This is a genomic window from Vibrio sp. 11986-1-5 (assembly GCF_963878025.1).
GTDB lineage: Bacteria > Pseudomonadota > Gammaproteobacteria > Enterobacterales > Vibrionaceae > Vibrio > Vibrio injensis.
This window is the reverse complement of the sequence record NZ_CAWNVW010000051.1, coordinates 197486-221934: the sequence shown is the minus strand read 5'-3', so window position 1 is coordinate 221934 and position 24449 is coordinate 197486. Positions and strand designations below refer to the sequence as shown.

The following is a 24449-nucleotide window of genomic DNA, read 5'->3' as shown; positions in this document are numbered from 1 at the left end:
ATGAAGCGTATTATTGGGTATTTGAGTCTATTTCTCTCGGTTGCTTTTGTGAGTACGTTACTTCACCTTCCCGCTCATTTCGTTATCAAGCACCTTCCATTACCCTCAGGGTTAGTATTGCAAGGTATTCAAGGAACGATTTGGAACGGTAGTGCGAGTCAAGTTCGTTGGCAACAACAGAATGCGGGGGCGATTCAATGGCAGTGGCAATGGTCGGCGCTGTTAAAAGCTCGAGCACGGCTAGCGGTGCGTTTTGGACGGGGTAGTGATGTACAGTGGCAAGGACGCGGCGTGGTCGGTTATGGTTGGTCCGGTCCATTTGCCGAGCGTCTGGTGATCTCCTTACCAGCTAAGCAGCTCCAGCCTTATTTAACTTTACCTATTCCTCTGACCCTTGAAGGACAAGTGGAGCTGACTTTACGTGATTATCGCTACCGTGCTCCTTGGTGTGATACAGCGCAAGGTGCGGTAACTTGGGATCAAGGTCAAGTTGGCTCGCCACTTGGTGAGCTAGCGTTAGGATCGGTGGTTGCGGATTTTACTTGTCAGCAGAGTGTGTTTGAAATAACCGGTGGGCAACAGACGGAGCAAGTAAGCAGTGAGTTTTCGTTACGACTTCAGGCAGATCGAAGCTTTGCTGCTCAAGCTTGGTTTAAGCCGGGCGCACAATTTCCAGCATCACTGGCTCAGCAGTTAGATTATTTACCCAGTCCAGATAGCCAAGGTCGTTACTCATTTAATCAACAGGGACGTCTGTAAAGTGGTTATAAAGGGGTAAGATGGGCGTGCAGGGGATGCCCTGCACGTTGCTAATCTTTTATCTTTAATATTTCATCCCAAGGCAAATCGGCATCGCCTAATACGATGAAATTGGGATTCTCTAAAGTATCTCGCTCATTATAAGACAAGGGGTCGAGTTGAGTATTTAAGATCCGACCTCCCGCTTCTTCGACAATGCATTGTGTCGCGGCGGTATCCCACTCTCCGGTTGGCCCTAAACGTAGATAGCAATCAACCGCCCCTTCGGCGACTAAACATGCTTTGAGCGCCGCGGAACCCAGTGGGATTAAATCGTAATTCCATTGATGGCTTAAACGCTGAGTGATGCGATTAATATCCTGTCGGCGACTGATAGCAATAGCTATGGATTGACCAGCTAACTCATGTTTATGGCTATAAATACGTAGACTTTCTGACATATCGGGAATTTTCCAAGCCCCTTTACCTTGATAGGCATAATAGGTGACGCCAGAAACCGGTCCATACACTACGCCCATTACTGGTCGGTTATGTTCAACCAAGGCAATCACCGTCGCGAAGTCTCCGCTGCGCGCAATAAACTCTTGGGTACCATCGAGAGGGTCAACCAGCCAGTAGCGTTGCCACGTTTCGCGAGTTTCTAAACCAATATTCGCCGCTTCTTCGGAAAGAACGGGAATGTCTGGGGTGAGTTCCATTAACCGTTCAGTGACTAATTTGTGGGCGGCAAGGTCAGCGCTGGTGACCGGGGTTTCGTCACTTTTCACAAACGATTCGTAAGATTTATTCTCATAAATATCAAGAATCAGTTGGCCTGCAGAGCGGGCAATGCTGATCACATCAGGTAAAAGATGAGAGAGATCTTTGGCTGTAGGCATGAATACTTCCTATTCGTTTGCGGCAATAGACAAGTGACGAAGAGCGAGCAATAAAGCGGTAATACTGCGAGCTTCACTAAAATCAAGATGGGTTAATAACTCTTCGGCTTGTGCTAAAGGCCAGCGTATGACTTCGAGTGGCTCCGGTTCATCTCCGATTAACTGATCTGAGTATAGATCTTGTGCGATAAAAAGTGTCATTCGACTGGAAAAGTAAGAGGGGGCAAGTACGACTTCTTTAAGTGCTATTAAACGATCAGCCCCCATACCAATCTCTTCTTTTAATTCGCGAACGGCAGCTTGCTCTGCTGATTCTCCAGCATCGATCAAACCTTTGGGAAAGCCGAGTTCATAGCGTTCAGTGCCTGCCGCGTATTCCCGAACCAGCAATAAATCCCCTTGCGAGGTGATCGGCACCATCATGACCGCATTGCGTCCACTCGGTTTCATTCGCTCATAAGTACGCTGTTCGCCATTCGAGAAACGGAGGTCGAGAGCTTCAATCGTAAACAGTTTTGATTGGGCGACGGCGCGTTGCGCTAAAATTTCTGGTGCTGTTTTCGAGGGCATCCGCTAACTCCTTGGCAGGAAAACTATTCTTACTATATAAGAAAATGAGAGGTGGGGAAATATCTCCCTTTGGACTTCACTACTCAGCGCATAGGCTAACCTCACACCATCCATCACCGCTGAATGTTTTAACTGCAGAATGGGAATACAACAAACAGCGTAAGTCACGCCTGCGCTGTTTGTTTTTGGTTTAGTAGTAAGAGTGATCGCCTCGATCATGTTCGGTGGCATCACGTACCGCGGTTAGCTCGCCTGCAAACTGGGCCAATAACTCTTTTTCAATGCCTTCTTTTAGGGTGACGTCGACCATCGAGCAGCCATTACAGCCACCACCGAATTGCAATAAAGCGACGCCCTCATCAGTAATGTTAACTAAACTGACATGGCCGCCATGGCCAGCAAGTTGAGGGTTGACTTGGGTTTGAATCGCATACTCGACGCGTGCCATTAATGGTGCATCATCGTCGACTTTGCGCATTTTTGCGTTTGGTGCTTTAAGGGTAAGTTGCGAGCCCATTTTATCGGTCACAAAATCAATTTCTGCGCTCTCGAGAAATGGCAAGCTGAGTTCATCGATATAAGCAGAGAAGCCAGTGAAAGGGATCACGGTATCGGTGCTCTCTACGGCTTCTGGTGGACAATAAGAGACGCCACACTCGGCATTTTGTGTTCCTGGATTAACCACAAACACCCGAATGTTCGTTCCTTCTGGTTGCTGAGCCAAGAGTTTGGCAAAATGAGACTGAGCGGATTCAGTAATAACAATAGTAGTAGTTGACACGACGAATACCTGAGTAATTTTGTAGGTTATTTGCTGACCATTCTACTCCAGTCACGCCGATGATCCAGCCCTTTTTGCTCTGATTATGTCGGACATGCATCACTCGGCTCAGGAGTACGGCATAAGCAATAAATATCAATCCTTTCGATGCCAACTTCAAGCAGTAAATCACATAATTGTCGAATAGTGCTACCGGTTGTTACGACATCGTCGACGATAGCCACATGATTGACTAGAGGAATAGATTGCCGTTGAAAGGCCCCGACTAAGTTTTTCTCACGTTGTGATTTGGTTAATTGCTGCTGAGCTGGAGTGGATCTTTTGCGAGTAAACAGATGCGGATCAAATTGACGACCCAGATGCTTAGCAAGGGGACGAGCAATGCATTCGCTTTGATTAAACCCTCGTTGCCACTGTCTGCGCCAGTGTAATGGAACACAAGTGATCAGCGGGGCTGGCTCAGCAATGCATTCTGCTAGTCGAGCGGCTAAGTGGCGTGCTTGCCAAAATTGGCGTTGATATTTAAGTTGATGAATGGCGTGACTCAATGGAAAGTGATAGTCACCAATACAAAATAGTCGTTGCCAAGGGGGAGGGCTACGTAAGCATTGTCCACATTGTGGGGTAATAGTGAGACAAGGTAAACCACAGCGTTGGCAGCGAGGTATTGGCGCATACCAAGCTTGGCAGGCATGACAAGTACCATGTTGTGCTTGCTGCTCTAAAGGTAGGTGACATAAGGTGCAGCTTGGCGTAAGCCAAGCATGGGTGACAGCCGATACCTGCTCACGCCACATTGACATAATAAACCTCGGATGATTTTGGTGTGAATTGAGGTAAAGTATGGCGAGGATATTCGTCTGAAGAGGCGGATTTTAGTAGGAGAAAATGTGAATATGACCGAAAAACTGTACTGGCAAGTCATCGGCGATGGGCCTGATCTGGTACTGATTCACGGATGGGGAATGAATGGCGCAGTATGGCAGCAAACCTGTCAACGATTACAAACGCAGTTTCGTATTCATATTCTTGATCTGCCCGGTTATGGTTATAGCGGTCAATCGTCAGCAGCGAGTTTAGCTGAGATTGCTCAAGTCATATTGAACCAAGCACCGTCGCAGGCGGTGTGGGTCGGCTGGTCTTTAGGGGGGGTAATTGCTACCCATATCGCGCTGCATTACCCGCAACGAGTTAGCCAGTTAGTCACGGTTGCTTCGTCACCTAAATTTACCGCCAGTGAGCAAGAGACGCCAGTATGGCGAGGAATCAAACCACAGGTATTGGATACCTTTACCGACCAATTATTAACGGATTTGCCTTTGATGATTGAGCGGTTTATCGCCTTACAAGCGATGGGGAGCCCAAGTGCCCGCCAAGAAATTAAAGCACTCAAGCAAGCGGTATTAGCACGACCAATGCCCACTCACCAAGCATTATTAACCGGGTTAAACCTGCTTTCAAAAACCGATATGCGTCAGCAACTGACTCAGTTAACCATGCCAGTACTGCGAATGTATGGTCGATTGGATGGATTAGTCCCACTGCGTGTAGCTGAGGCTGTGCGTCAACTGCAAACCAATAGCCAGACGTCTATTTTTCAAGCCTCTTCGCATGCCCCATTTATGACTGAGCAAGATGCCTTTTGTCAGCAATTGCTCAACTTTGCAAAATAACGGTAAATTTTGTTGCCGATTAGTGAATAAGCGCTAAAAAACCGCCACGATTGGTCGATACATAAGTTATCCCTAACGGTAGCTTAATCGAAGGGGGTGCGACACTGAGGAGGACTCGGTTATGATCGTGTCACCGACTAATGTTAGCGTGCCACTTATCGCCCCGTCAGTGAACGTGCAAACAGAGCAAGCGTCACGAGATAATCGGATACGTGCGCCTGTTACGGCACCGGTAGAGCTCACCAAAAGCCAAGCTGAGCGTAAAACCAAAGCAGAGGATAAGCGGCGTAAACAATCCGCTTGGGATCCTGCCGAGCACCCTAACTATGAGCAAGAGAGTGATCAAGAGTCTAAACAACGACAGCGTGCCGCACTACGCAGTGAGCTGGACAGGTTGTTTGATTTATTAGCACTGTCTTCTTACAGTGAGGAGCAAGGTAAAGGCTATACAATGCGTTTTCGGTTGCCAAAGCGGATCATTGATGCGGCAATAACTGAAGGCAAAATGGCGAAACGACGGACAGTGATTCAATTTCACTATGGCCATGCGATTGCGCCGAATACGCCATCAGAAGTGATAGCGATCCTGTAGTTATCATTGAGCATAAGCTGCAATGATAAGGTGAATAAAAAAATCCCCACAGCCGAGGCTGCGGGGATTTGTTTTTTATCAAGTAGAGCATCACGATGTGCTCATCCCTCTTTCCTTACTTGAAGTACCTTCGAGCCCCCAATCGCATCGTTTGTCTATGCTTATGGGGACTTACTCATTGGTCGCCTCGCTGCCAAGCCAAGTGGGTTGGGGATGCCTGGCGTTATTTTTTCGCTTTCGCAAACGCAGCGGCAAACGCTCCGCCCATCGCACCATTAGAGGGGGCTTCTTCCCGCTCGTGGCGACGAGCATGTGGTGGATTGTGTTGGCGTCCTTGGCTGTGAGAGGCTGGCTTTTGTCCGCGATTCTCTTGTCCTGGCTCGTCGTTTAAACGCATCGAAAGGGCAATGCGTTTGCGCTGTGCGTCCACTTCCATCACTTTCACTTTAACAATATCACCCGCTTTTACCACGTCTCTTGGGTCAGCAATGAAACGGTCAGTGAGCGCCGAGATATGCACTAAACCATCTTGATGAACACCAATATCGACAAAAGCGCCAAAATTCGCCACGTTAGACACCACACCCTCTAAAATCATCCCAAGTTCGAGATCTTTGATGTCATTCACGCCATCAGCAAAGGTCGCGGTTTTGAACTCAGGGCGAGGATCGCGCCCCGGTTTATCCAGCTCTTTAATGATGTCGGTAATGGTGGGGAGGCCAAAATTTTCATCGGTATAGTCAACCGCGCGCAGCGAACGCAGAAACTCACTATTACCAATCAATGATTTAATATCTTGTTGGTTTTTCTCAGCAATGGCTTTTACCACTGGATAGGCTTCAGGGTGAACTGCAGACGCATCGAGAGGGTTCTTGCCATCCATGATCCGTAAGAAACCAGCGCACTGCTCAAAAGCTTTAGGACCAAGGCGTGGTACTTTTTTCAATGTTGCGCGACCGGTAAAGCGGCCATGCTCATCACGATACTGAACAATATTTTGTGCCAAGGCGGCCGATAAGCCAGCAACGCGAGTTAACAGCGCCGCCGAGGCGGTGTTAACATCCACTCCGACGGCGTTTACGCAGTCTTCGACCACCGCATCAAGACGTTTGGCGAGTAAGGTTTGGCTAACATCGTGTTGGTATTGACCCACACCAATCGATTTAGGATCAATTTTTACCAGCTCTGCTAAGGGGTCTTGCAAGCGGCGAGCAATGGACACCGCGCCACGCAGTGATACGTCCATGTTCGGGAACTCTTTGGCTGCTAACTCAGATGCGGAATAAACCGATGCGCCCGCTTCACTGACAATAATTTTTTGTACCTTAAGATTGCCACGCTTAATTAACTCGGCGACAAAATTGTCCGTTTCACGTGAGGCGGTACCGTTGCCGATGGCAATCAGATCGACATTATGTTTACTGACCAGTGCCGCGACGGTTTGCATGGCTCGTTCATATTGGTTTTGTGGTACATGAGGATAAATGGTATCGGTCGCCAGTACCTTGCCGGTGGCATCAACCACCGCGACTTTACAGCCGGTTCTTAGCCCAGGGTCGAGGCCTAATGTCGCCCGTGGTCCGGCCGGTGCCGCCATGAGCAAGTCTTTTAAGTTACTCGCGAAGACGTCAATCGCTTCAATTTCCGCGCGCTCTTTCATTGCCGACATCAGTTCAGTTTCCATATGCATGGACACTTTGATGCGCCATGCCCAACTGATCACTTGCTGACGCCATTGATCCGCGGGGGCTTGACTGAGGTGCAATTGATAATGTTGTGCGATTAAGGTTTCACAATACGAATGGCGTAGGGTTTCTTCTTGCTGAGGGTCGGCATTTAAGCTTAGGGTTAAAAAACCTTCGTTACGGCCACGTAGCATGGCGAGAGCGCGGTGGGAAGGGGTTTTAGCAATCAGTTCGCGATGATCAAAATAGTCTTTGAACTTTTCTCCCGCCTGTTCTTTACCGGCAATCACTTGAGAGACAATTTCAGCGTGGCGAGTCAAATAGTCGCGCAGCTTAGCCAGTAGGTCGGCATCTTCTGCAATCCGCTCCATGATAATCGCTCGAGCGCCATCGAGCGCCGCTTTACTATCGGCAATGCCTTTATCGGCGTCGATGTAGGCGAGGGCCGCTTGCTCTGGATCGAGGTCAGCGTGTTGCCATAAACGATCGGCTAACGGTTCAAGTCCAGCTTCAATCGCAATTTGCCCTTTGGTGCGCCGTTTCGGTTTATAGGGGAGATAGAGATCTTCTAAGCGAGTTTTGCTATCGGCAGCGAGAATCGCTTGTTCCAGTTCTGGGGTAAGTTTACCTTGTTCTTGAATCGATTTAAGAATCGTCTGGCGGCGATCCTCCATCTCTCGTAAGTAGCTCAGGCGGGTATCTAAATGACGCAGTTGCGAGTCATCTAATCCTCCGGTCACCTCTTTGCGGTAGCGTGCAATAAAGGGGACAGTGTTACCTTCATCAATCAGGGTGACTGCAGCGTTGACTTGATTCGGGTTGACATTCAATTCATTGGCAATCTGTAGGCAGATAGCGTGGCTCATCCGTGGTCTCTCTCTTAAACAATCATGCAGCGATTGTACGTAGTCCAGAGTGAGCTGCAATGGCTTTGTGTTGACGTCGCATGATTCACCATGATTTTTGACTTTCCTCACACTGAAAACTGACGCGCTCAGCGTAGCGAATGTGGAGAGAAGAAGATGAGCGCTATGCCCAGTGTGGTGGATTAGGTAAGATAACCAATAGGTTCTGTAATGATGATTGAGGTAGTAGGTGAAAACCAAACTGATTACACGGGCAGGGTATGACAAGCTTAAGCAAGAGCATGATCATCTATGGCATGAAAAACGCCCGGAAATTACCAAGATTGTCACTTGGGCTGCCAGCTTAGGTGACCGCTCTGAAAACGCCGATTACACCTTTAACAAACGCTTGTTGCGCCAAATCGATCGTCGCGTGCGCTACTTACGCAAGTTGTTGCCTGAGTTGAAAATCGTCGACTACTCGCCACAGCAAGAGGGCAAAGTGTTTTTTGGCGCTTGGGTCGAAATTGAAAATGAAGCGGGCGAGACGAAAACCTTACGTATTGTCGGTCCAGAAGAGATTTATGGTGATGCCAAAGACTACATTTCCATTGACTCTCCGATGGCGCGCGCCTTGCTGAAAAAGCAAGTGGATGAAGAAGTGACAGTAAAAACGCCAACCGGTGATAAACTCTGGTTTATTAATGCCATTCGTTACCAAAAATAGTGCCTTCACAGGCTCAGTTGAGCTAGAACCATATGCAAAAAAAAACCAGACCGACTCTGCAAGATATTGCTGATCAAGTCGGCATTACTAAAATGACCGTTTCTCGCTATATGCGTGATCCTAATTCTGTGGCGCAAGTTACCCAACAAAAAATCGCCGCGGTGGTTGAGCAGCTTGGTTATATTCATAACCGTGTGCCAGCGATCATGTCTAAATCGTCTAGTCGGGCCATTGGCATCATTTTGCCTTCGCTCTCTAACCAAGTATTTGCTAACTTGGTTCAAGGCATCGAAGAAGTGACTCAAGCGGCTGGCTATGACACGTTAATTGCTCATACCGGTTATAACCCTCAAGTTGAAGAAGATAAAATCGCCGCGTTTCTTTCTTATCGAGTTGATGGCCTAATTTTAACCGAAACTAACCATAGCGAGCGCAGTCGGCAAATGCTTAAGTCTGCTGGAATTCCGGTGGTTGAAACGATGGAAATCCCCACCCAACCGATTGATATGGCTGTTGGGTTAGATCACGAACAGATCTCGTATCAAGTGGTGCAGCAGATGATTGCCCGTGGCCGGCAGCAGATTGTTTATCTTGGCGCGCGACTCGACACACGAACTCAATTGCGTCGGCAAGGTTATGAGCGAGCCATGCACGAAGCGGGCTTAGCGCCGATACAAGTCTCCACCGGTGAGCATTCTAGTTTTACCTTGGGCGGTATCTTGCTACAACAGGCATTACAACAGTATCCGCAACTCGATGGTATTTTCTGTACCAATGATGATTTAGCAGTCGGGGCGATGATCTATTGTCATCACCACAATATTGCGGTGCCACAGCAGATTGCCGTGGTGGGGTATAATGCGTTAGATATTGGGCAGGCGATTATCCCCCGTCTAACCAGCGTGGAAACGCCTCGTTTGGCGATTGGTAAAAAAAGTGCCGAGTTATTACTAGCGGCACTTTCTGGTCAAGTTGTTGAGCCTAAAGTTTATGATTTGGGCTATCGATTAACTCATGGCGAAAGCTGGTAATCCACTGGCGTGAATGATGTTTAGCTGGTGAATAAAAAGCTCGCACCCTGATCGGCCGAAGTCACGTGTTGGCGGGCGAGGGTGAACAGCTCTCGTCCCCAGCTTTGTTGATCTTGCTCGCTTGGCGTTGGTTGCGCTACGCGTTGGGTTAAATCGGCTAAACAGGTTAGCTCACCTTTGGTGGCATCCAATCTCAGTAAATCACCATCGCGCAGTAAGCCTATCGCGCCACCGCGCAGTGCTTCAGGAGAGACGTGGATCGCGGCGGGGATTTTGCCTGAAGCGCCAGATAAGCGACCATCGGTCACCAATGCGATTTTAAAGCCAGCCTTTTGTACGTTACCGAGTATTGGCATCAATTTATGCAGTTCAGGCATACCATTGGCTGCCGGGCCGCTGTAACGAACCACCACAATGCAATCTTGGTTGAGCTGACCATCTTGATAAGCTTTTTCTACATCGTGTTGTGAATTAAAGACCTTCGCAGGAGCTTCAATCACATGATGAGCGGCTTTAACCGCTGAAATTTTGATCACCGCTTGACCAAGATTACCCTTGAGTACTTTGATTCCGCCGGTTGGTTGAAATTGCTGATGCCGCGCGGCGATCACGCTGGCATCGAGCGTGTCATGACAATCTTGCCAACTCAGTTGCCCTTGTTTCAGTATCGGGCGAGTTAATTGATCGGCAAACTGACCGAAAGCCGGGGTTACGTCGCTATGCAGCAGGTGGCGTTCATGGAGTCGGCTAAGCAGCATAGGCACTCCGCCCGCCGCCTCGAATGCATTGATATCTGCACTGCCATTGGGATAAATATTGGTTAATAACGGCACGATTTGCGACAAGTCGCTGATGTCCTGCCAAGTTAAGAGCAGCCCAGCGGCTCGTGCCACCGCGATCATGTGAATGGTGTGATTGGTACTGCCGCCAGAAGCCAATAACGCAACAATACCATTGACTAAACTTTTCTCGTTAATGACGCTACTCAGTGGCCGATAACTCGGCGTACCGGGTGCCATCGCGGCAATGGCGTTGGCCGCATAGTCGGTTAAGGCATGGCGTAATGGGCTATTCGGTGCCACAAAAGCGGATCCAGGTAACATCAACCCCATGGCTTCAAACACCAATTGATTGGTATTGGCGGTGCCGTAAAAGGTGCATGTGCCGGGGGAGTGATAAGAATTGCACTCCATATCGAGCAGTGCCTCGCGCCCGACTTGCCCCGCGCTGTATTGCTGGCGAATCTCGACTTTTTGTTCATTGCTGATCCCGGTGGCCATTGGGCCGGCGGGAATAAAAGCGGTCGGTAGGTGAGCATAACTGAGCGCGCCCATCAATTGTCCCGGAGCAATTTTATCGCAGATACCAAGCAGTAAAGTGCCATCAAACATATTGTGGCTCAGCGACATCGCGGTGGCTTGGGCTATCATGTCTCGGGAGAACAGCGACATATCCATTCCTGGCTGCCCTTGAGTAACCCCATCGCACATCGCCGGCACGCCACCCGCCACTTGCGCTGTGTGTCCACTGGACTGTAATGCGGCTTTAATGCGCGCTGGGTAATCAAGATACACTTGATGGGCACTGAGCATGTCATTGTAAGCGGTGATGATCGCAAGGTTAGATTTGGTTAAGTCAAGAATGTGCGATTTCTCGCTTTGGCAGGAGGCGGCAATGGCATGGGCCAAATTACCACAAGAGAGACTGGCTTTGCCTTTTCCTGCGGCGAGCTGCTGAGCGGTTCTGGTTAAGAATGCGTGACGAAGTTCACGGCTACGCTGTGCAATTCGTTCGGTGACTTGCAAGATGAGTGGCTGAATCATGGTTACTGCTCCCGAGCTTGTAGAGCGAGGATCGCTTGATTGACCACCTCATCAATGTCACCGTCAATACTGATGCTGAGGACATCCTGCTCCGCGGCGGTGGGGCGCTCTAACGTCGCGAATTGGCTATCGAGCATACCGGTTTTCATAAAGTGCCCCTGCCGGGCTTGCATGCGTTTTAAGATCAGAGCTTTATCGCCATCAAGAAACAAAAAGGTGACGTGCTGATTACCATCTCGGATTTGATCACGATAGCTTTTTTTCAGAGCCGAACAGACAATGATGCCTTGTTCATTTTTGTTTTCTAAGCTAAAAGCAGCGTCACGAATTCGCTCTAACCAAGGAGCGCGATCGTGGTCATCAAGCGGTTGGCCTTGGCGCATCTTTTCAATATTGGCGCGAGGATGTAAATCATCACCATCGATAAATTTTGCCTGCAGACGTTCAGCTATGCGTGCTCCTATGGTGCTTTTTCCACAGCCACTGACACCCATCACAATAATGCTTTTACCGGTCATATCGACTCCTTAATCCGAGATCTGAGCGAGATCTCAATTTTGAACTTTGCCTAACGAATTGGCTTTATCTTAATCGTGTTATCGGTAACATGTTACCCGTAACTTATAGATTTGTGAACCGAAACACAAACATCCCATTCTTGATAAAGGTGAACAAAATGGACCAAATAGCACATAGCCCTACCTATCTGTTGTTGCTCGCCCTTGCGGCGATCGTTGCTTTACTGTTTTTGATCATGAAGTTAAAAGTTCACGCTTTTGCTTCATTAACGTTAGTCAGTTTCGGCACCGCACTGGCGGCTGGTATTCCAGCAGGTCAAGTGGTGCCGAGCATGATGTCGGGATTCGGCGGCACGCTCGCTTCCGTTGCTTTACTGGTTGGTTTAGGAGCCATGATCGGTAAAATTTTAGAAGTGACGGGCGGGGCGAAAGTGCTCGCGGATACCTTGATTGGCCGCTTTGGTGAACAGCGGGCGCCCTTAGCCCTCGGTGTTGCTTCATTACTGTTTGGCTTTCCGATCTTTTTTGATGCGGGCTTAATTGTGATGATGCCGATTTTGTTCAGTGTCGCGAAACGCTTTGGCGGTTCAACACTCAAATACGCTTTGCCTGCGGCCGGTGCGTTTGCGGTGATGCATGCGTTTGTTCCTCCGCATCCTGGTCCGGTGGCCGCTGCTGAGCTACTGGGTGCTGATATTGGTCTGCTGTTAGTAGTGGGTTTGCTGGTGGCGATCCCGACTTGGTATCTTGGCTCGTATCTGTTTGGTCTCTATTGTGGTGAAAAATTTAACTTGCCGCTCTCTAAAGCCTTTTTAAATGCTGAAGTGATGTTTAAAGACAAAGCGGATTTACCGAAATTTTCTACCGTACTGTTTATCTTAGTGTTACCGGTCTTGTTGATCTTTTTGGATACTGGATTAAATACGTTAGCCGTGGCTGGGATGCTGGATGGTCAGCAACCTTGGGTTGAGTTTTTACGCATGCTAGGGAAAACACCGATTGCGTTACTGATCACCTTATTAGTGTGTTTGGCGACCTTTGCTGGTAAATATGGCATGAGCAAGCTAGAAAAACTGTGTACTGATGCGTTAGCTCCGATCTGTGCCGTGATTCTTGTGACGGGTGCTGGCGGTATGTTTGGTGGCGTATTACGCTCTAGTGGTATCGGTCAGGCGCTGGCGGATGTCTTGGCTCATACTGGCATGCCAGTGATTGTTGCTGCTTTTGTGATTTCAACCTGTTTGCGGGTTGCGCAAGGTTCTGCCACGGTGGCCTTGACCACTACCGCCGCGTTAATGGCACCGATTGTCGCGCAAACCACAGGTTTGTCAGAGTTAGACTTATGCTTTATCGTGATTGCTATTGCTGGTGGAGCGACGGTGCTGTCTCACTTTAATGATTCTGGTTTTTGGCTCGTCTCTCGCTTGCTGGAAATGGATGAAAAAACCACGCTCAAAACGTGGACGGTAATGGAAACGCTACTGGGTAGTATTGCGTTTATTATTGTCGCCACTCTTAGCTATCTTCTATAAGGTTTAGGTATGATGACTCTTGAACAGCGCTTGGCGCAGATAAAAATTGTCCCTGTGATTGCGATTAACCATGCTCAGCAGGCGCTGCCGCTGGCCAAGGTATTGATGGACAATGGACTTCCGTGTGCGGAAATTACTTTTCGAACTGAGGCGGCGCAAGAGGCTATTCGTCTAATGCGCGAAGCGTATCCTGAGATGTTGATTGGCGCTGGGACGGTACTGACCACAGCGCAAGTCGATCAAGCTCAGCAGGCGGGAGCGGATTTCATTGTGAGCCCAGGACTTAATCCCACCACAGTGAAATATTGTCAGCAACGTGGTATCGCCATTGTTCCTGGGGTTAATAACCCCAGCTTAGTCGAGCAAGCGATGGAACTGGGGTTACGCACCTTAAAATTCTTCCCTGCCGAACCCTCTGGTGGCGTTGCTATGCTCAAAGCGCTCAGTGCGGTCTATCCGGTTAAATTTATGCCCACGGGCGGTATCAGCGCTGCTAATGTACAGCACTATTTGAATTTACCATCGGTAGTGGCTTGTGGTGGCACTTGGATGGTGCCTACAGACCTGATGGATAAAGGTGATTGGCCAGCGATAGCCAAATTGGTTCGTGAGCTGTAACTTTTCTCTCTTTATTGAAGAGATGTCTAAGCCAACCGTGATGGTTGGCTTTTTTGATCAATCGATATCTTCTTTTATGCATATAAACGTTAAAGATTGAAATAAGAGGCTTTTTTGGTCGCGATTATCCGTTATGATGAGTTGTAGGCTGAAAATAGGTAATAAATGCTAACAATTCTTTAAATTGCTCACCGTGCAACAGTGTTACATTTTGTTTGCCCTCATCTGTGCGGGTGTCATCTCTTTTTAGTGGGATCAGTGGACATGCAAGAAAACTATAAAATTTTAGTGGTTGATGATGATGCGCGTTTGCGTGCATTGCTCGAGCGTTACTTATCTGAACAAGGTTTCCAAGTCCGTAGCGTAGCCAATAGCGAGCAAATGGATCGGCTGTTAACCCGTGAAACTTTCCATTTGATGGTGCTCGATCTGATGCTACCGGGCGAAGATGGCTTATCGATTTGTCGCCGTTTAAGAAATGCCAATAATCTTATTCCAATTTTAATGCTAACAGCAAAAGGCGATGAGATTGATCGCATCGTGGGTTTAGAAGTGGGGGCCGATGATTATTTGCCAAAACCTTTTAATCCCCGCGAACTACTGGCGCGGATTAAAGCCGTATTACGTCGCCAAGTAATCGAAGCACCCGGCGCGCCGAGTGCTGAAGATACGATTGTCGAATTTGGTGAGTTTCGTTTAAATCTGGGCACGCGAGAAATGTTTCGTGGTGATGAAGCGATGCCACTGACTTCTGGTGAGTTTGCGGTATTAAAAGCTTTAGTGACCAATGCTCGTGAACCTTTATCTCGTGACAAATTAATGAATATGGCCCGTGGTCGAGAATACTCAGCGATGGAACGTTCTATCGATGTGCAAATTTCTCGTTTGCGCCGTATGTTGGAAGTTGACCCAAGCAAACCGCGTTATATTCAAACGGTGTGGGGCTTAGGTTATGTCTTTGTGCCAGATGGTAAATCCGCCAGTTAAGATTATTGTCTGCAGCCAGTGTTCAAGATGTCCACTGGCTGTTATCGTTTTATCCCTCCATTATTCTCACACCTTAGGTGCACTATGCGAATCCGTAGTTCATTTACCCAAACGATTCTGCTGTTTTTTACCCTCTTGGTTGCCAGCCAAGCGTACTCCTATTTTGCGCTGATTAATTATGCGCTGATCCCAAGCTTGCAGCAGTTCAATAAAATTCTCAGCCATGAAATCAGTTTGATGTTGGATGATAGCTTTACCGATGCGGAGCCTAATTTAGATCGATCGCTACGTTTGCGGGTGTTGGAAAAGCTTGGGGTTGAGATCTTTAGTGATGATGGTCCGGCGGCGGATGAGTTTCAACGCGCGATCAGTATCGATTTGATGAGTGATAAAATGAGCGAAGAGCTGGGCTCTCCGACAGAAGTTCGCATGGGCGTGGGAGCCGAAAGCTATATTCTATGGATGAAAATCGAACAGTTACCTGAGCAAATCTTACGTATTCCGCTGACTGAATTACGGGAAGATGATTTTGCTCCCCTGTTTCGTAACAGTATTTTTGTCGCCGTACTGATCTTGGTCGGAGGATGGTTATTCATTCGTTTGCAAAATCGTCCTTTGATTGCGTTAGAAAGAGCCGCGTTGGCGGTCGGACGAGGGGAGATCCCGCCGCCAATTGTCGAGAGTGGGGCCAGTGAAATTCGCGCGGTAACTCGCGCATTTAATCAAATGTCACAAGGCATTCAAGCGCTGGAAGAAGACCGAGCCTTATTGATGGCGGGAATCAGTCATGATTTGCGAACGCCATTGACGCGAATCCGCTTAGCAACCGAAATGATGTCCCCTCAAGACAGCTATCTCGCTGAAGGGATCATTAGCGATACCGAGGAGTGTAACGAGATCATCAGCCAGTTTATGGACTATTTAAAGCCGGTTGATAAACAAACTTTTCAAGCGGTCGACCTCAATGAGATTGCTGGAGACATTGCCAGTTCCGAAGGTGGTTATGAGCTGCACATTGAAACAGCTTTTCAAGCCGCGATTGAGCCAGTATTTGGCAATCCTATTGCCATTAAACGTGCGGTGAGCAACTTAGTGGTGAACGCGTTACGTTATGGCAATGGTTGGGTGAAAATCAGTACTGGGGTAACCGCGGATAAACGCATGGCTTGGGTCTGTGTCGAAGATAACGGCCCAGGGATTGACCCAAGCCAAGTACAAAAAGTCTTTGAGCCTTTTATTCGAGGGGATACTGCGCGAGGCAGTGAAGGCACTGGCCTTGGATTGGCGATCGTAAAACGTATCGTTGGGCAGCATCATGGCGCGGTTGTTTTAAATAATCGTAGCGAAGGTGGTTTGAAAATTCAGCTCAGTTTTCCAACCAAGTAAGCGAGGTAGTCGTCAGTCAGAGATTAAGCCGGTTAGCGCATCGCCAACCGGCTTAATTATTTGAACTCGCTTATGCTTGCTCTGTGACTGTGGTTTCTGACTCTTGGCGAGTCGAGTGCTCCGGCAATAAGAGATTGAGTAGAATCGCGGTAATGCCACCTGCGGCAACACCAGAAGAGAAAATACTTTTGATGATTTCTGGCATAAATTGCAGAATTTCAGGTTTTTGCGCAATGCCTAATCCCATCGAGAAAGACAGTGCCATGATTAAAATCGCTCGGCGATCAAGCTCAACTCGCGAAATGATTCGTACCCCAGCGGCGGCAATCGTGCCAAACATGACAATCGTTGCGCCACCCAGTACCGGCTCTGGAATTAACTGGACAAAGCTTGCTACACCGGGAAATAGCCCAAGTAACATCAGCATCGCCGCGATGAAATAACCGACATAACGGCTAGCAACGCCAGTTAATAATATCACCCCATTATTTTGGCTAAAGGTTGAGTTAGGGAAACTGTTCAGCAGTGCGGCAAGAGCGGAGTTAATCCCATCAGCCAGTACGCCTCCTTTGATACGCTTCATATAGACGGGGCCTTTGACCGGTTCTCCTGAGACTTCCGAGGTCGCAGTGATATCGCCAATCGCTTCTAACGCCGTGATCAAAAAAATCAACACTAATGGAATGAATAAAGACCAATCAAAGCTTAGTCCATATTGCATTGGGATAGGCAGGGCGATGAGGCTACTTTGAGGACGCTGTGTAGTATCGACCATGCCGAGTAAGTAAGCCATGATATAACCGACCAGCATGGCGATGACGATAGAGGCAACGCGAATATACGGATTGCGAGCTCGGTTAAGGATCACGATAAGCGCTAATACGGTGCCCGCTAAGGCGAGTTTATCAAGGCTACCAAAGCTACCATCACTCAGTGTGCTGTAGCCGCCTCCGATAGAGACTAAACCCACTTGGACTAAGGTCAAACCGATTAACGTGACCACGATACCAGAAACTAAAGGGGTAATGATCCGCTGGGCAAATTGCAGCACACGTGATAGTAAAATTTCAGCAAAAGAGGCGACTAAAATGGTACCAAAAATCGCCGCCATCATAGTGGCGATATCCGCTCCGCCCGCTTTCAGCGCGAGGCCCGCGCCAATGATTGGCCCAAGAAAGTTAAAGCTGGTGCCTTGAATCGAGAGCAGTCCTGAGCCAATCGGCCCGAAGGTTCGGATCTGAATAAAAGATGAAAGACCAGAGGCAAACAGCGACATACTAATAATGGTATTGGTTTGATCGGCCGGAACCCCTAACGCTTGGCAAATGATCAGCGACGGTGTGATGACGGCAACGAACATCGCCAGTAAATGCTGGATTGCGGCGAATAAAGTTTGGGGCAAAGGCGGGCGCTCATTTAATTGATAGATCAATTCAGAGGGACGCGTATCGTGTTGGTGACTCATGATGGTATCCTAAAATGACAGTCGATGATGTGCGCTGAATGGGCCGTCACCGTTGAGTTTTTATCACCTGTGATTGCTGTTAATCAGGCTCAACTCTGAGTTGACCAAGCCGGATTCTCTGCTTGCTATAGTCGAGTGCTAGTAGAGACATCGTTATCTTGGTGATTTTGGGCGGGGATTATAGATCCTTAATCAGAAAAAGCAAACGTTTGCTTTTCAATGTATCAATAAGAGGTAACAGACATCATTGTACGTTCAAGTAACACGAAAACGAGAATGTGGTGAATATTAGGCTTTGGCGTAGACTTCGCGCTCACCGAGCCAGCGTTCAATAATCGCATCAGCATGAGTGGGGTAGTGATCATGAATGTGCCGCGCTATTCTTTGTACTTCTGGAATTAAGCGTTGATCACGAACCAGATCGGCAATTTTGAAATCAGCTAATCCGGTTTGTTTCGTGCCCAATAATTCACCCGGACCACGAATTTCTAAATCGCGCTGAGCAATCACAAAACCATCGTTGCTTTCCCTTAATACGGCCAAACGTTTTTGCGCGGTTTTCGATAAGGGTGAACGGTACAGCAGCACACAGTGACTGGCGACAGAACCGCGACCTACTCGGCCACGCAATTGATGCAATTGTGCTAAACCTAATCGCTCTGGATTTTCAATGATCATCAAGCTAGCGTTCGGTACATCGACGCCGACTTCAATGACGGTAGTTGCCACTAACAGGTGCAATTGATTGTCTTTAAAGGCTTGCATCACCTGCTGTTTTTCTGCGGGTTTCATGCGTCCATGGACCAAGCCAATCTTAAGTTCAGTCAACTGGCGCTGTAGTTCTTCAGCGGTATCGGCCGCAGCTTGCGCCTCCAGCACTTCAGATTCATCAATTAAAGTACAGACCCAATAAGCTTGTTTATGCTCATGCAGGCAAGCATGACGAACCCGTTCGATGATATCACTGCGCTTGGTATCCGGGATCGCCACGGTTTGGATTGGCGTGCGTCCGGGAGGCAGTTCATCAATAATTGAAGTTTCTAAATCCGCATAGGCGGTCATGGCAAGAGTCCGTGGGATCGGGGTCGCAGTCATAATTAACTGGTGTGGATAAGCGCCTTGTTTTGCGCCTTTTTCACGCAGCTCTAAGCGTTGATGGACCCCGAAACGGTGCTGCTCATCGATAATGACTAACGCAAGGTGATCAAACTCAACCTGCTCTTGAAAAAGTGCATGGGTACCGACGATCATTTTTGCGGTGCCAATGGCAATCTGCGTTAATTCAGTTTGTCGAGCTTTGCCTTTTAGTTTGCCAGCAAGCCAAGCAACTTGAATACCTAACGGAGCAAACCAGTTGGCGAAGTTCGCCGCATGTTGTTCGGCCAGCAATTCGGTTGGCGCCATCAGCGCCACTTGATAACCGTGTTCAATGGCTCTGAGTGCGGCTAAAGCGGCGACCAACGTTTTTCCGGAACCGACATCCCCTTGCACTAGGCGCATCATTGGATGGGCTTGGCTGAGATCGGTTTCAATCTCTTCTACGACTCGCGTTTGCGCTTGAGTCGGTTGAAAAGGCAGCTGGGCAAGAAATTGTTTTTTGAGTTGACCTTGAGTGATGAGAGGCAGCGCCGCGTCTTGTTGACCTTTGCTACGTACCGCGAGCATAGAGAGGTTTTGCGCTAATAACTCCTCGATGATCAGGCGAACTTGAGCGGGATGACGCCCTTCATCAAATTGGCTCAGATCGATATCAGTAGGCGGGTGATGCAAAATATGCAGCGCTTGAGCAAGGCTGATCTGTTTATCGTACAATCCATCAGGCATCAGTTCTTGTACCGCGGCTTTGTCGAGTAGCGCAAGAGCTTGTTCGGTTAAACTGCGCAGTGTACTTTGCCTTAGGCCTTCCGTGGTTGGATAAACGGGGGTCAGCGTTGCTTCTTCGGGTTGTGCATCTTGTGGCTGAGTATAAAGCTGATAATCGGGATGGATGATCTCCAGTCCGTGATTTCCGGGTTTGATCTCGCCAAACGCATAAATCACCTTACCAATCGCGAAGCTATTTTTCATCGCTGCAGTAAAATTGAAAAAACGCAGCGTGAGAGAGCCATTACCATCACTGATCTTTACGGTGAGCATTTTCCGTCGGCCGAAATGGGTATCTGTGGCGGTGATTTTACCTTGGACTGCTGCCCACAAGCCTGGGTGTAGCTTGACCATCGGATAGATACGTGAGCGGTCTTCATAACGCAGTGGAAGATGAAATAGCAGATCCTGTACATTGCTTAAGCCAACTTTAGCGAGCTTTTCAGCGACTTTAGCGCCGACACCCGATAGGGATGTTAATGGTATTGCGGACAGAAGCTGCGACATAATATCAACCAGTTAATCAGAAATGGTACGTGTTATTCAATCATTGGGCTGTGTATTTGTACAGTTAAATTATGCGCGCTGCATCGCGTCCCACCATTTTTCATCAGCGATGATCTGCCCTTGATCGTCCAATAATGGGTATGCCAGTCCTTTACGTTTGGCGACTTTAGCCAGAACCGGATGACCGCGCTCAAACAAAATACGCTGAATCGTTGCTTGGGATAGGGCGCTTTGTTCGCGGTCATACATCCCAGCTTGCTGACGCTGGCGCTGCGCTTCATATAAGATCAGCGCACTAGCCACCGAAACATTCAAGGATTGAACCATACCCACCATAGGAATAACAATATCATGATCGGCCAATTGCAAGGCCTGTGGCGAGATGCCTGATTTTTCACTGCCGAAAATGATGGCCGTGGGTTGGGTGTAATCAATCGCTCGAAAATCAATAGCGTGCTCGGACAAATTGGTCACCAATATTTGCATGCCAGTCTCTTTTAAGTGGCTGACGGCCTCTAGCGTGCTGTTGTGAGTCTGGACTTCAACCCAGTTACGTGCTCCTGCCGATGTATGGCTTAAGGTACGCATTTGTTCGTTTGGCCATACAGCATGAATCTGGTGTAACCCAACCGCATCGGCGGTGCGGATCACTGCAGAGACATTATTCGGTTTATGGACTTCTTCCAAACAGACGGTTAAGTCGGTTTGACGGGCTTTAAGCACATTTTGAATGCGTTGATAACGTTCTAAATTCATAAATCTATTTATGTGCTCACGCTAATGCGGCACACCTTTTCTTCGTCAGTTTATTGCTAATAAAAAAGCCCTGATTCAGGGCTTTCTGTGCGTTGATGGGTTAGTACTTTCTGCGCCGCACTTTTAAGGCGTTTGGCATCACACGAATTTTTCGCATGATCCCTGCTAAGTGGACTCGGTCTTTGGTGCTTAACAGAACCGTTACTGTATACAAACGGCCATCACGTTCTTCGGTAGAAAGACCGTGGATATTAGAGCCAGTATTGGAAATAACATTGGTTAAATCGGCCAGTGCACCTTGGCGATTATGCATATCCACCGTCAGTTCAGCGATAAAGTCTTGATCGTAATCTTTGGTCCATTCCACCGCCATGTATTTATCCGGCTCTCGTTGATAGCCGCGTACATTTGGACAGGTTTCACGGTGTACAACCAAGCCTCGTCCCGGAGAAACATGAGCAATGATCGAATCATCGGGGATCGGATGGCAGCAATTAGCGAAGGTTAATAAAATGCCTTCTGCGCCACGGATAGGCAATTTTTTCTTCGCCGAACCGTCAGGGTTTTCTGTTTCGTTGAGTTCATCGGCATTACCCAGTAAGCGGCGTGCGATGACGATACTCATTAGTTCACCCAAACCAATCGCGGCGAGTAAATCTTGCTCATTAGCGATTTTGAGTTCGCTTAGGACATGGTTCAGATTTTCTGGACTAATATCGGTCAGTGAGCGCTCACCGAGAGCGTGATTGAGCAGTCGGCGACCTAAGGTGATGGACTCTTCGCGGCGCATGGTTTTCAGTACCTGACGAATTTTAGTCCGCGCACGAGAGGTCACCACATAGTTGAGCCAAGCGGCGTTTGGTCTTGCGCCGGGCGCACTGATGATCTCGACGGTTTGACCATTTTTAAGCGGTTTACTCAGTGGGTAAGGGTTGCGATCGACTCGTGAGCCAACGCAAGTATTACCCACATCGGTATGAACCGCGTAAGCAAAATCGACCGCGGTAGCGCCCATCGGTAGTTCTACGATGCGCCCTTTGGGAGTAAAGACGTAGATTTCATCGGGGAAGAGATCCGATTTTACGTTTTCAATAAATTCAAACGAGTTACCCGCACTTTGTTGTAACTCAAGTAAACTTTGCATCCAACGCTGGGCTTTGACTTGCGCGGTGGTGCCTCCTCGTTCGCCATTGGCTTTATAAGACCAATGAGCAGCAACCCCTTTATCGGCCATTTGATCCATATCTTCGGTGCGAATTTGCACTTCAACAGGGACGCCATGTGGGCCGACCATCGAGGTATGTAAAGATTGATAGCCGTTGGCTTTAGGGACCGCGATGTAATCTTTCACTCGCCCCGGACGAGGCTTATAAAGGCTATGGACTTGGCCCAATACGCGATAACAGGTATCAGCCGAATCGACAATCACTCGAAAAGCATAGATATCCATAATGGTGTGAAAACGCTGTTCTTTAGTCTTCATCTTGTTATAGATGGAATAAAGATTTTTCTCTCGGCCAACCACTCGCGCTGAGAGGTTGACTTCTCGTAAGCGATCTTCAATTTCACTATGGATGCGTTGAATCATCTCTTTACGATTACCACGAGCCGCTTTGACCACTTCTTTGAGGACCCGAAAGCGATTCGGATATAAGGCTTCAAAACCCAGCTCTTCCAGCTCAGTTTTAATATTATGGATACCTAAGCGGTGAGCGAGAGGGGCGTAGATCTCTAACGTTTCACGGGCAATACGACGCTTTTTATCGGGACGCAACGCGCCGAGCGTACGCATATTGTGAGTGCGGTCAGAGAGTTTGATCAAGATAACTCGAATATCTTGCACCATCGCTAGCACCATTTTGCGAAAATTTTCCGCTTGGGCTTCTTTACGATCGCGAAACTTGAGTTTATCCAGTTTAGACACACCATCAACCAGTTCGGCGACAGCGCTCCCAAACTGGGCTTCTAGCTCAGCTTTAGTGGCGGAGGTATCTTCAATAACGTCGTGCAGCAAGGCCGCTTGCAGCGTTTCTAAATCCAAGCGCATTTCCGCTAGGATTCGAGCCACAGCAACAGGGTGGATAATATACGGTTCCCCGCTCGAGCGGGTTTGCCCTTCATGAGCATCTCTTGCCACTAGGTAAGATTGGCGCAGAGCCTCTATTTGAGGCTCTGTGAGATATTCTTGGACAACACTTTTGAGGCTATCGAATAGATACAAATTTCAGGCCTGTCGGTTGAATCCTTGCTGATACAGAATTAGCGGTTATGAACGATGCTACTTACCGCGGCTAACTCTGCTGCTTCTTGCTCTTGTTGCTCTTGACGCTCACGATTATCAAGTACATCTTTCGTGATCAGACCTTCTTCGATTTCGCGTAGAGCGATAACCGTGGTCTTATCGTTCTCTTCCGGCACTAGAGCGTCTTTACCGCCAGTTTGAATTTGACGAGCGCGGCGAGCCGCAATCAGAACTAAGTCGAAACGGTTGCCAACTTTTTCAACAGCGTCTTGAACAGTTACGCGTGCCATGAGAACTCCAAATAGTTAACTAAAATAGGGTTGATTGTAAAGTATACAACCTAACGCTAGCAGATACTAGCGACAGGCGATGCCCAAATTACATCGTCATCCAACGTAAGTCAGCACTGTTAGTGATGGCAACTTTCGTTGGTGGACAAGGCGGAGGTTATTCCGCCAATAAAGCCGCGATCATCGATTGATATTTGGCGGCTTGTTTATCTTGCTTTAATCTTTCTGCGCGTAAGATGGCTTTAAAGTCCATTAGGGCTACATCGAAGTCGTCGTTGACGATCACATAGTCGTATTCACAATAATGAGAAATCTCAGAACGAGCCTCGCTCATGCGTTTGGCAATCACCGCTGCGCTATCTTGTCCACGTGTATTCAATCGACGCTCCAACTCTTCCTTGGATGGCGGTAGAATAAACACGCTTTTGGCGTGAGGCATTTGCTGGCGAATTTGCTGCGCGCCTTGCCAATCAATGTCTAAGAAAACATCAATGCCTTTTTCTAACGTATCTTCTATCCAAACTCGTGATGTGCCGTAGTAATTCCCGAACACTTCGGCGTATTCAAGGAATTCATCTTGCTCAATCAGCGCTTCAAATTGTTCTTTTTGCACAAAGTGATAATGCACGCCATCTTGCTCTCCAGGCCGCATTCCGCGCGTGGTATGCGAGATGGAAACCTTCATCGCATAGGTTGGGTTTCGTTCCAATAGTCCTGCAATTAGGCTAGATTTTCCTGCGCCACTAGGTGCAGAGACGATATACAGAGTACCTTTGCCCATTTATTCGGTTCCACGTTTGAGTTGGAAGATGAGAGAAACGCTATTTTATCATGCTAAATTAACGCTAGTTTTATCTTAAGACTAGCACTGACTGAGTGTAATGCCGTTTAGATCGTGGCAATTTCGGTCAGAAAAATGGA

Annotated in this window: 22 protein-coding genes; 9 read left to right on the top strand and 13 right to left on the bottom strand. The window is 48.2% G+C overall.

Annotated features, from left to right (window positions below; translation table 11 throughout):
• Positions 1 to 759 carry a type II secretion system protein N gene (locus AACS00_RS14025; protein WP_110167763.1) on the top strand — a complete coding sequence of 253 codons (759 nt, stop codon included), beginning with the start codon at positions 1 to 3 and terminating at the stop codon, positions 757 to 759.
• Positions 760 to 809: 50 nt separating this feature from the next.
• On the opposite strand, the gene cysQ is transcribed toward AACS00_RS14025, so the two are convergent.
• The 4 genes from cysQ to AACS00_RS14005 all read right to left on the bottom strand — a co-directional run bounded on the left by cysQ (position 810) and on the right by AACS00_RS14005 (position 3791).
• Complete coding sequence (gene cysQ / locus AACS00_RS14020; RefSeq protein WP_004394385.1) at positions 810 to 1637, bottom strand: 3'(2'),5'-bisphosphate nucleotidase CysQ; 828 nt, start codon at positions 1635 to 1637, stop codon at positions 810 to 812.
• Positions 1638 to 1646: 9 nt separating this feature from the next.
• Positions 1647 to 2207 carry an ADP compounds hydrolase NudE gene (gene nudE, locus AACS00_RS14015; protein ID WP_072670587.1) on the bottom strand — a complete coding sequence of 187 codons (561 nt, stop codon included), beginning with the start codon at positions 2205 to 2207 and terminating at the stop codon, positions 1647 to 1649.
• A gap of 190 nt (positions 2208 to 2397) precedes the next feature.
• A complete protein-coding gene (gene nfuA, locus AACS00_RS14010) occupies positions 2398 to 2988 on the bottom strand; it encodes a Fe-S biogenesis protein NfuA (protein WP_072670586.1) in 591 nt (196 codons plus the stop codon).
• A gap of 83 nt (positions 2989 to 3071) precedes the next feature.
• Entirely contained in the window at positions 3072 to 3791 is a 720-nt protein-coding gene (locus tag AACS00_RS14005; RefSeq protein ID WP_110167762.1) for a ComF family protein, read from the bottom strand.
• 93 nt (positions 3792 to 3884) lie between these two features.
• Here AACS00_RS14005 and bioH point away from each other — a divergent pair, with 93 nt between their 5' ends.
• Both bioH and AACS00_RS13995 read left to right on the top strand, forming a co-directional pair.
• A complete protein-coding gene (gene bioH, locus AACS00_RS14000) occupies positions 3885 to 4661 on the top strand; it encodes a pimeloyl-ACP methyl ester esterase BioH (protein ID WP_110167761.1) in 777 nt (258 codons plus the stop codon).
• 121 nt (positions 4662 to 4782) lie between these two features.
• Positions 4783 to 5253 (top strand): ATP-dependent Lon protease, encoded by a 471-nt coding sequence (locus tag AACS00_RS13995; RefSeq protein WP_072670583.1) that lies wholly within the window; start codon positions 4783 to 4785, stop codon positions 5251 to 5253.
• Between the two features lie 223 nt (positions 5254 to 5476).
• On the opposite strand, the gene AACS00_RS13990 is transcribed toward AACS00_RS13995, so the two are convergent.
• Positions 5477 to 7804 carry a Tex family protein gene (locus AACS00_RS13990; RefSeq protein WP_110167760.1) on the bottom strand — a complete coding sequence of 776 codons (2328 nt, stop codon included), beginning with the start codon at positions 7802 to 7804 and terminating at the stop codon, positions 5477 to 5479.
• A 229-nt stretch (positions 7805 to 8033) separates the two neighbouring features.
• On the opposite strand from AACS00_RS13990, the gene greB reads away from it, so the two are divergent.
• Positions 8034 to 8510 carry a transcription elongation factor GreB gene (gene greB / locus AACS00_RS13985; protein ID WP_072670581.1) on the top strand — a complete coding sequence of 159 codons (477 nt, stop codon included), beginning with the start codon at positions 8034 to 8036 and terminating at the stop codon, positions 8508 to 8510.
• A gap of 32 nt (positions 8511 to 8542) precedes the next feature.
• Positions 8543 to 9541, top strand: a complete 999-nt coding sequence (locus AACS00_RS13980; protein WP_110167759.1) for a LacI family DNA-binding transcriptional regulator — start codon at positions 8543 to 8545, stop codon at positions 9539 to 9541.
• 20 nt (positions 9542 to 9561) lie between these two features.
• Here AACS00_RS13980 and edd read toward each other — a convergent pair whose 3' ends face one another.
• Positions 9562 to 11364, bottom strand: a complete 1803-nt coding sequence (gene edd / locus AACS00_RS13975) for a phosphogluconate dehydratase (RefSeq protein ID WP_110167758.1) — start codon at positions 11362 to 11364, stop codon at positions 9562 to 9564.
• Positions 11365 to 11366: 2 nt separating this feature from the next.
• Positions 11367 to 11882, bottom strand: coding sequence for a gluconokinase (locus tag AACS00_RS13970; RefSeq protein ID WP_110167757.1), 516 nt, complete (start codon positions 11880 to 11882; stop codon positions 11367 to 11369).
• Between the two features lie 158 nt (positions 11883 to 12040).
• On the opposite strand from AACS00_RS13970, the gene AACS00_RS13965 reads away from it, so the two are divergent.
• The 4 genes from AACS00_RS13965 to envZ all read left to right on the top strand — a co-directional run bounded on the left by AACS00_RS13965 (position 12041) and on the right by envZ (position 16405).
• Positions 12041 to 13414 (top strand): GntP family permease, encoded by a 1374-nt coding sequence (locus tag AACS00_RS13965; RefSeq protein ID WP_072670577.1) that lies wholly within the window; start codon positions 12041 to 12043, stop codon positions 13412 to 13414.
• A 12-nt stretch (positions 13415 to 13426) separates the two neighbouring features.
• Entirely contained in the window at positions 13427 to 14032 is a 606-nt protein-coding gene (locus AACS00_RS13960; RefSeq protein WP_181397587.1) for a bifunctional 4-hydroxy-2-oxoglutarate aldolase/2-dehydro-3-deoxy-phosphogluconate aldolase, read from the top strand.
• 264 nt (positions 14033 to 14296) lie between these two features.
• A complete protein-coding gene (gene ompR, locus AACS00_RS13955; protein ID WP_110167755.1) occupies positions 14297 to 15019 on the top strand; it encodes an osmolarity response regulator transcription factor OmpR in 723 nt (240 codons plus the stop codon).
• An 84-nt stretch (positions 15020 to 15103) separates the two neighbouring features.
• Positions 15104 to 16405, top strand: coding sequence for a two-component system sensor histidine kinase EnvZ (gene envZ / locus AACS00_RS13950; RefSeq protein WP_110167754.1), 1302 nt, complete (start codon positions 15104 to 15106; stop codon positions 16403 to 16405).
• Positions 16406 to 16475: 70 nt separating this feature from the next.
• On the opposite strand, the gene AACS00_RS13945 is transcribed toward envZ, so the two are convergent.
• The 6 genes from AACS00_RS13945 to gmk form a co-directional block, all read right to left on the bottom strand.
• Positions 16476 to 17870, bottom strand: a complete 1395-nt coding sequence (locus AACS00_RS13945; protein ID WP_110167753.1) for a uracil-xanthine permease family protein — start codon at positions 17868 to 17870, stop codon at positions 16476 to 16478.
• Between the two features lie 288 nt (positions 17871 to 18158).
• Complete coding sequence (recG, locus tag AACS00_RS13940) at positions 18159 to 20240, bottom strand: ATP-dependent DNA helicase RecG (protein ID WP_110167752.1); 2082 nt, start codon at positions 20238 to 20240, stop codon at positions 18159 to 18161.
• 69 nt (positions 20241 to 20309) lie between these two features.
• On the bottom strand, positions 20310 to 20996 hold the full coding sequence (trmH, locus tag AACS00_RS13935; protein WP_110167751.1) for a tRNA (guanosine(18)-2'-O)-methyltransferase TrmH: 687 nt from the start codon (positions 20994 to 20996) through the stop codon (positions 20310 to 20312).
• A gap of 100 nt (positions 20997 to 21096) precedes the next feature.
• The gene (gene spoT, locus AACS00_RS13930; protein ID WP_110167750.1) at positions 21097 to 23217 is read right to left on the bottom strand and encodes a bifunctional GTP diphosphokinase/guanosine-3',5'-bis pyrophosphate 3'-pyrophosphohydrolase; all 2121 of its coding nucleotides are present in this window, start codon (positions 23215 to 23217) and stop codon (positions 21097 to 21099) included.
• A gap of 38 nt (positions 23218 to 23255) precedes the next feature.
• Positions 23256 to 23528, bottom strand: a complete 273-nt coding sequence (rpoZ, locus tag AACS00_RS13925; RefSeq protein WP_004394406.1) for a DNA-directed RNA polymerase subunit omega — start codon at positions 23526 to 23528, stop codon at positions 23256 to 23258.
• 157 nt (positions 23529 to 23685) lie between these two features.
• Complete coding sequence (gene gmk, locus AACS00_RS13920) at positions 23686 to 24309, bottom strand: guanylate kinase (RefSeq protein WP_110167749.1); 624 nt, start codon at positions 24307 to 24309, stop codon at positions 23686 to 23688.
• Positions 24310 to 24449: the final 140 nt, after the last annotated feature.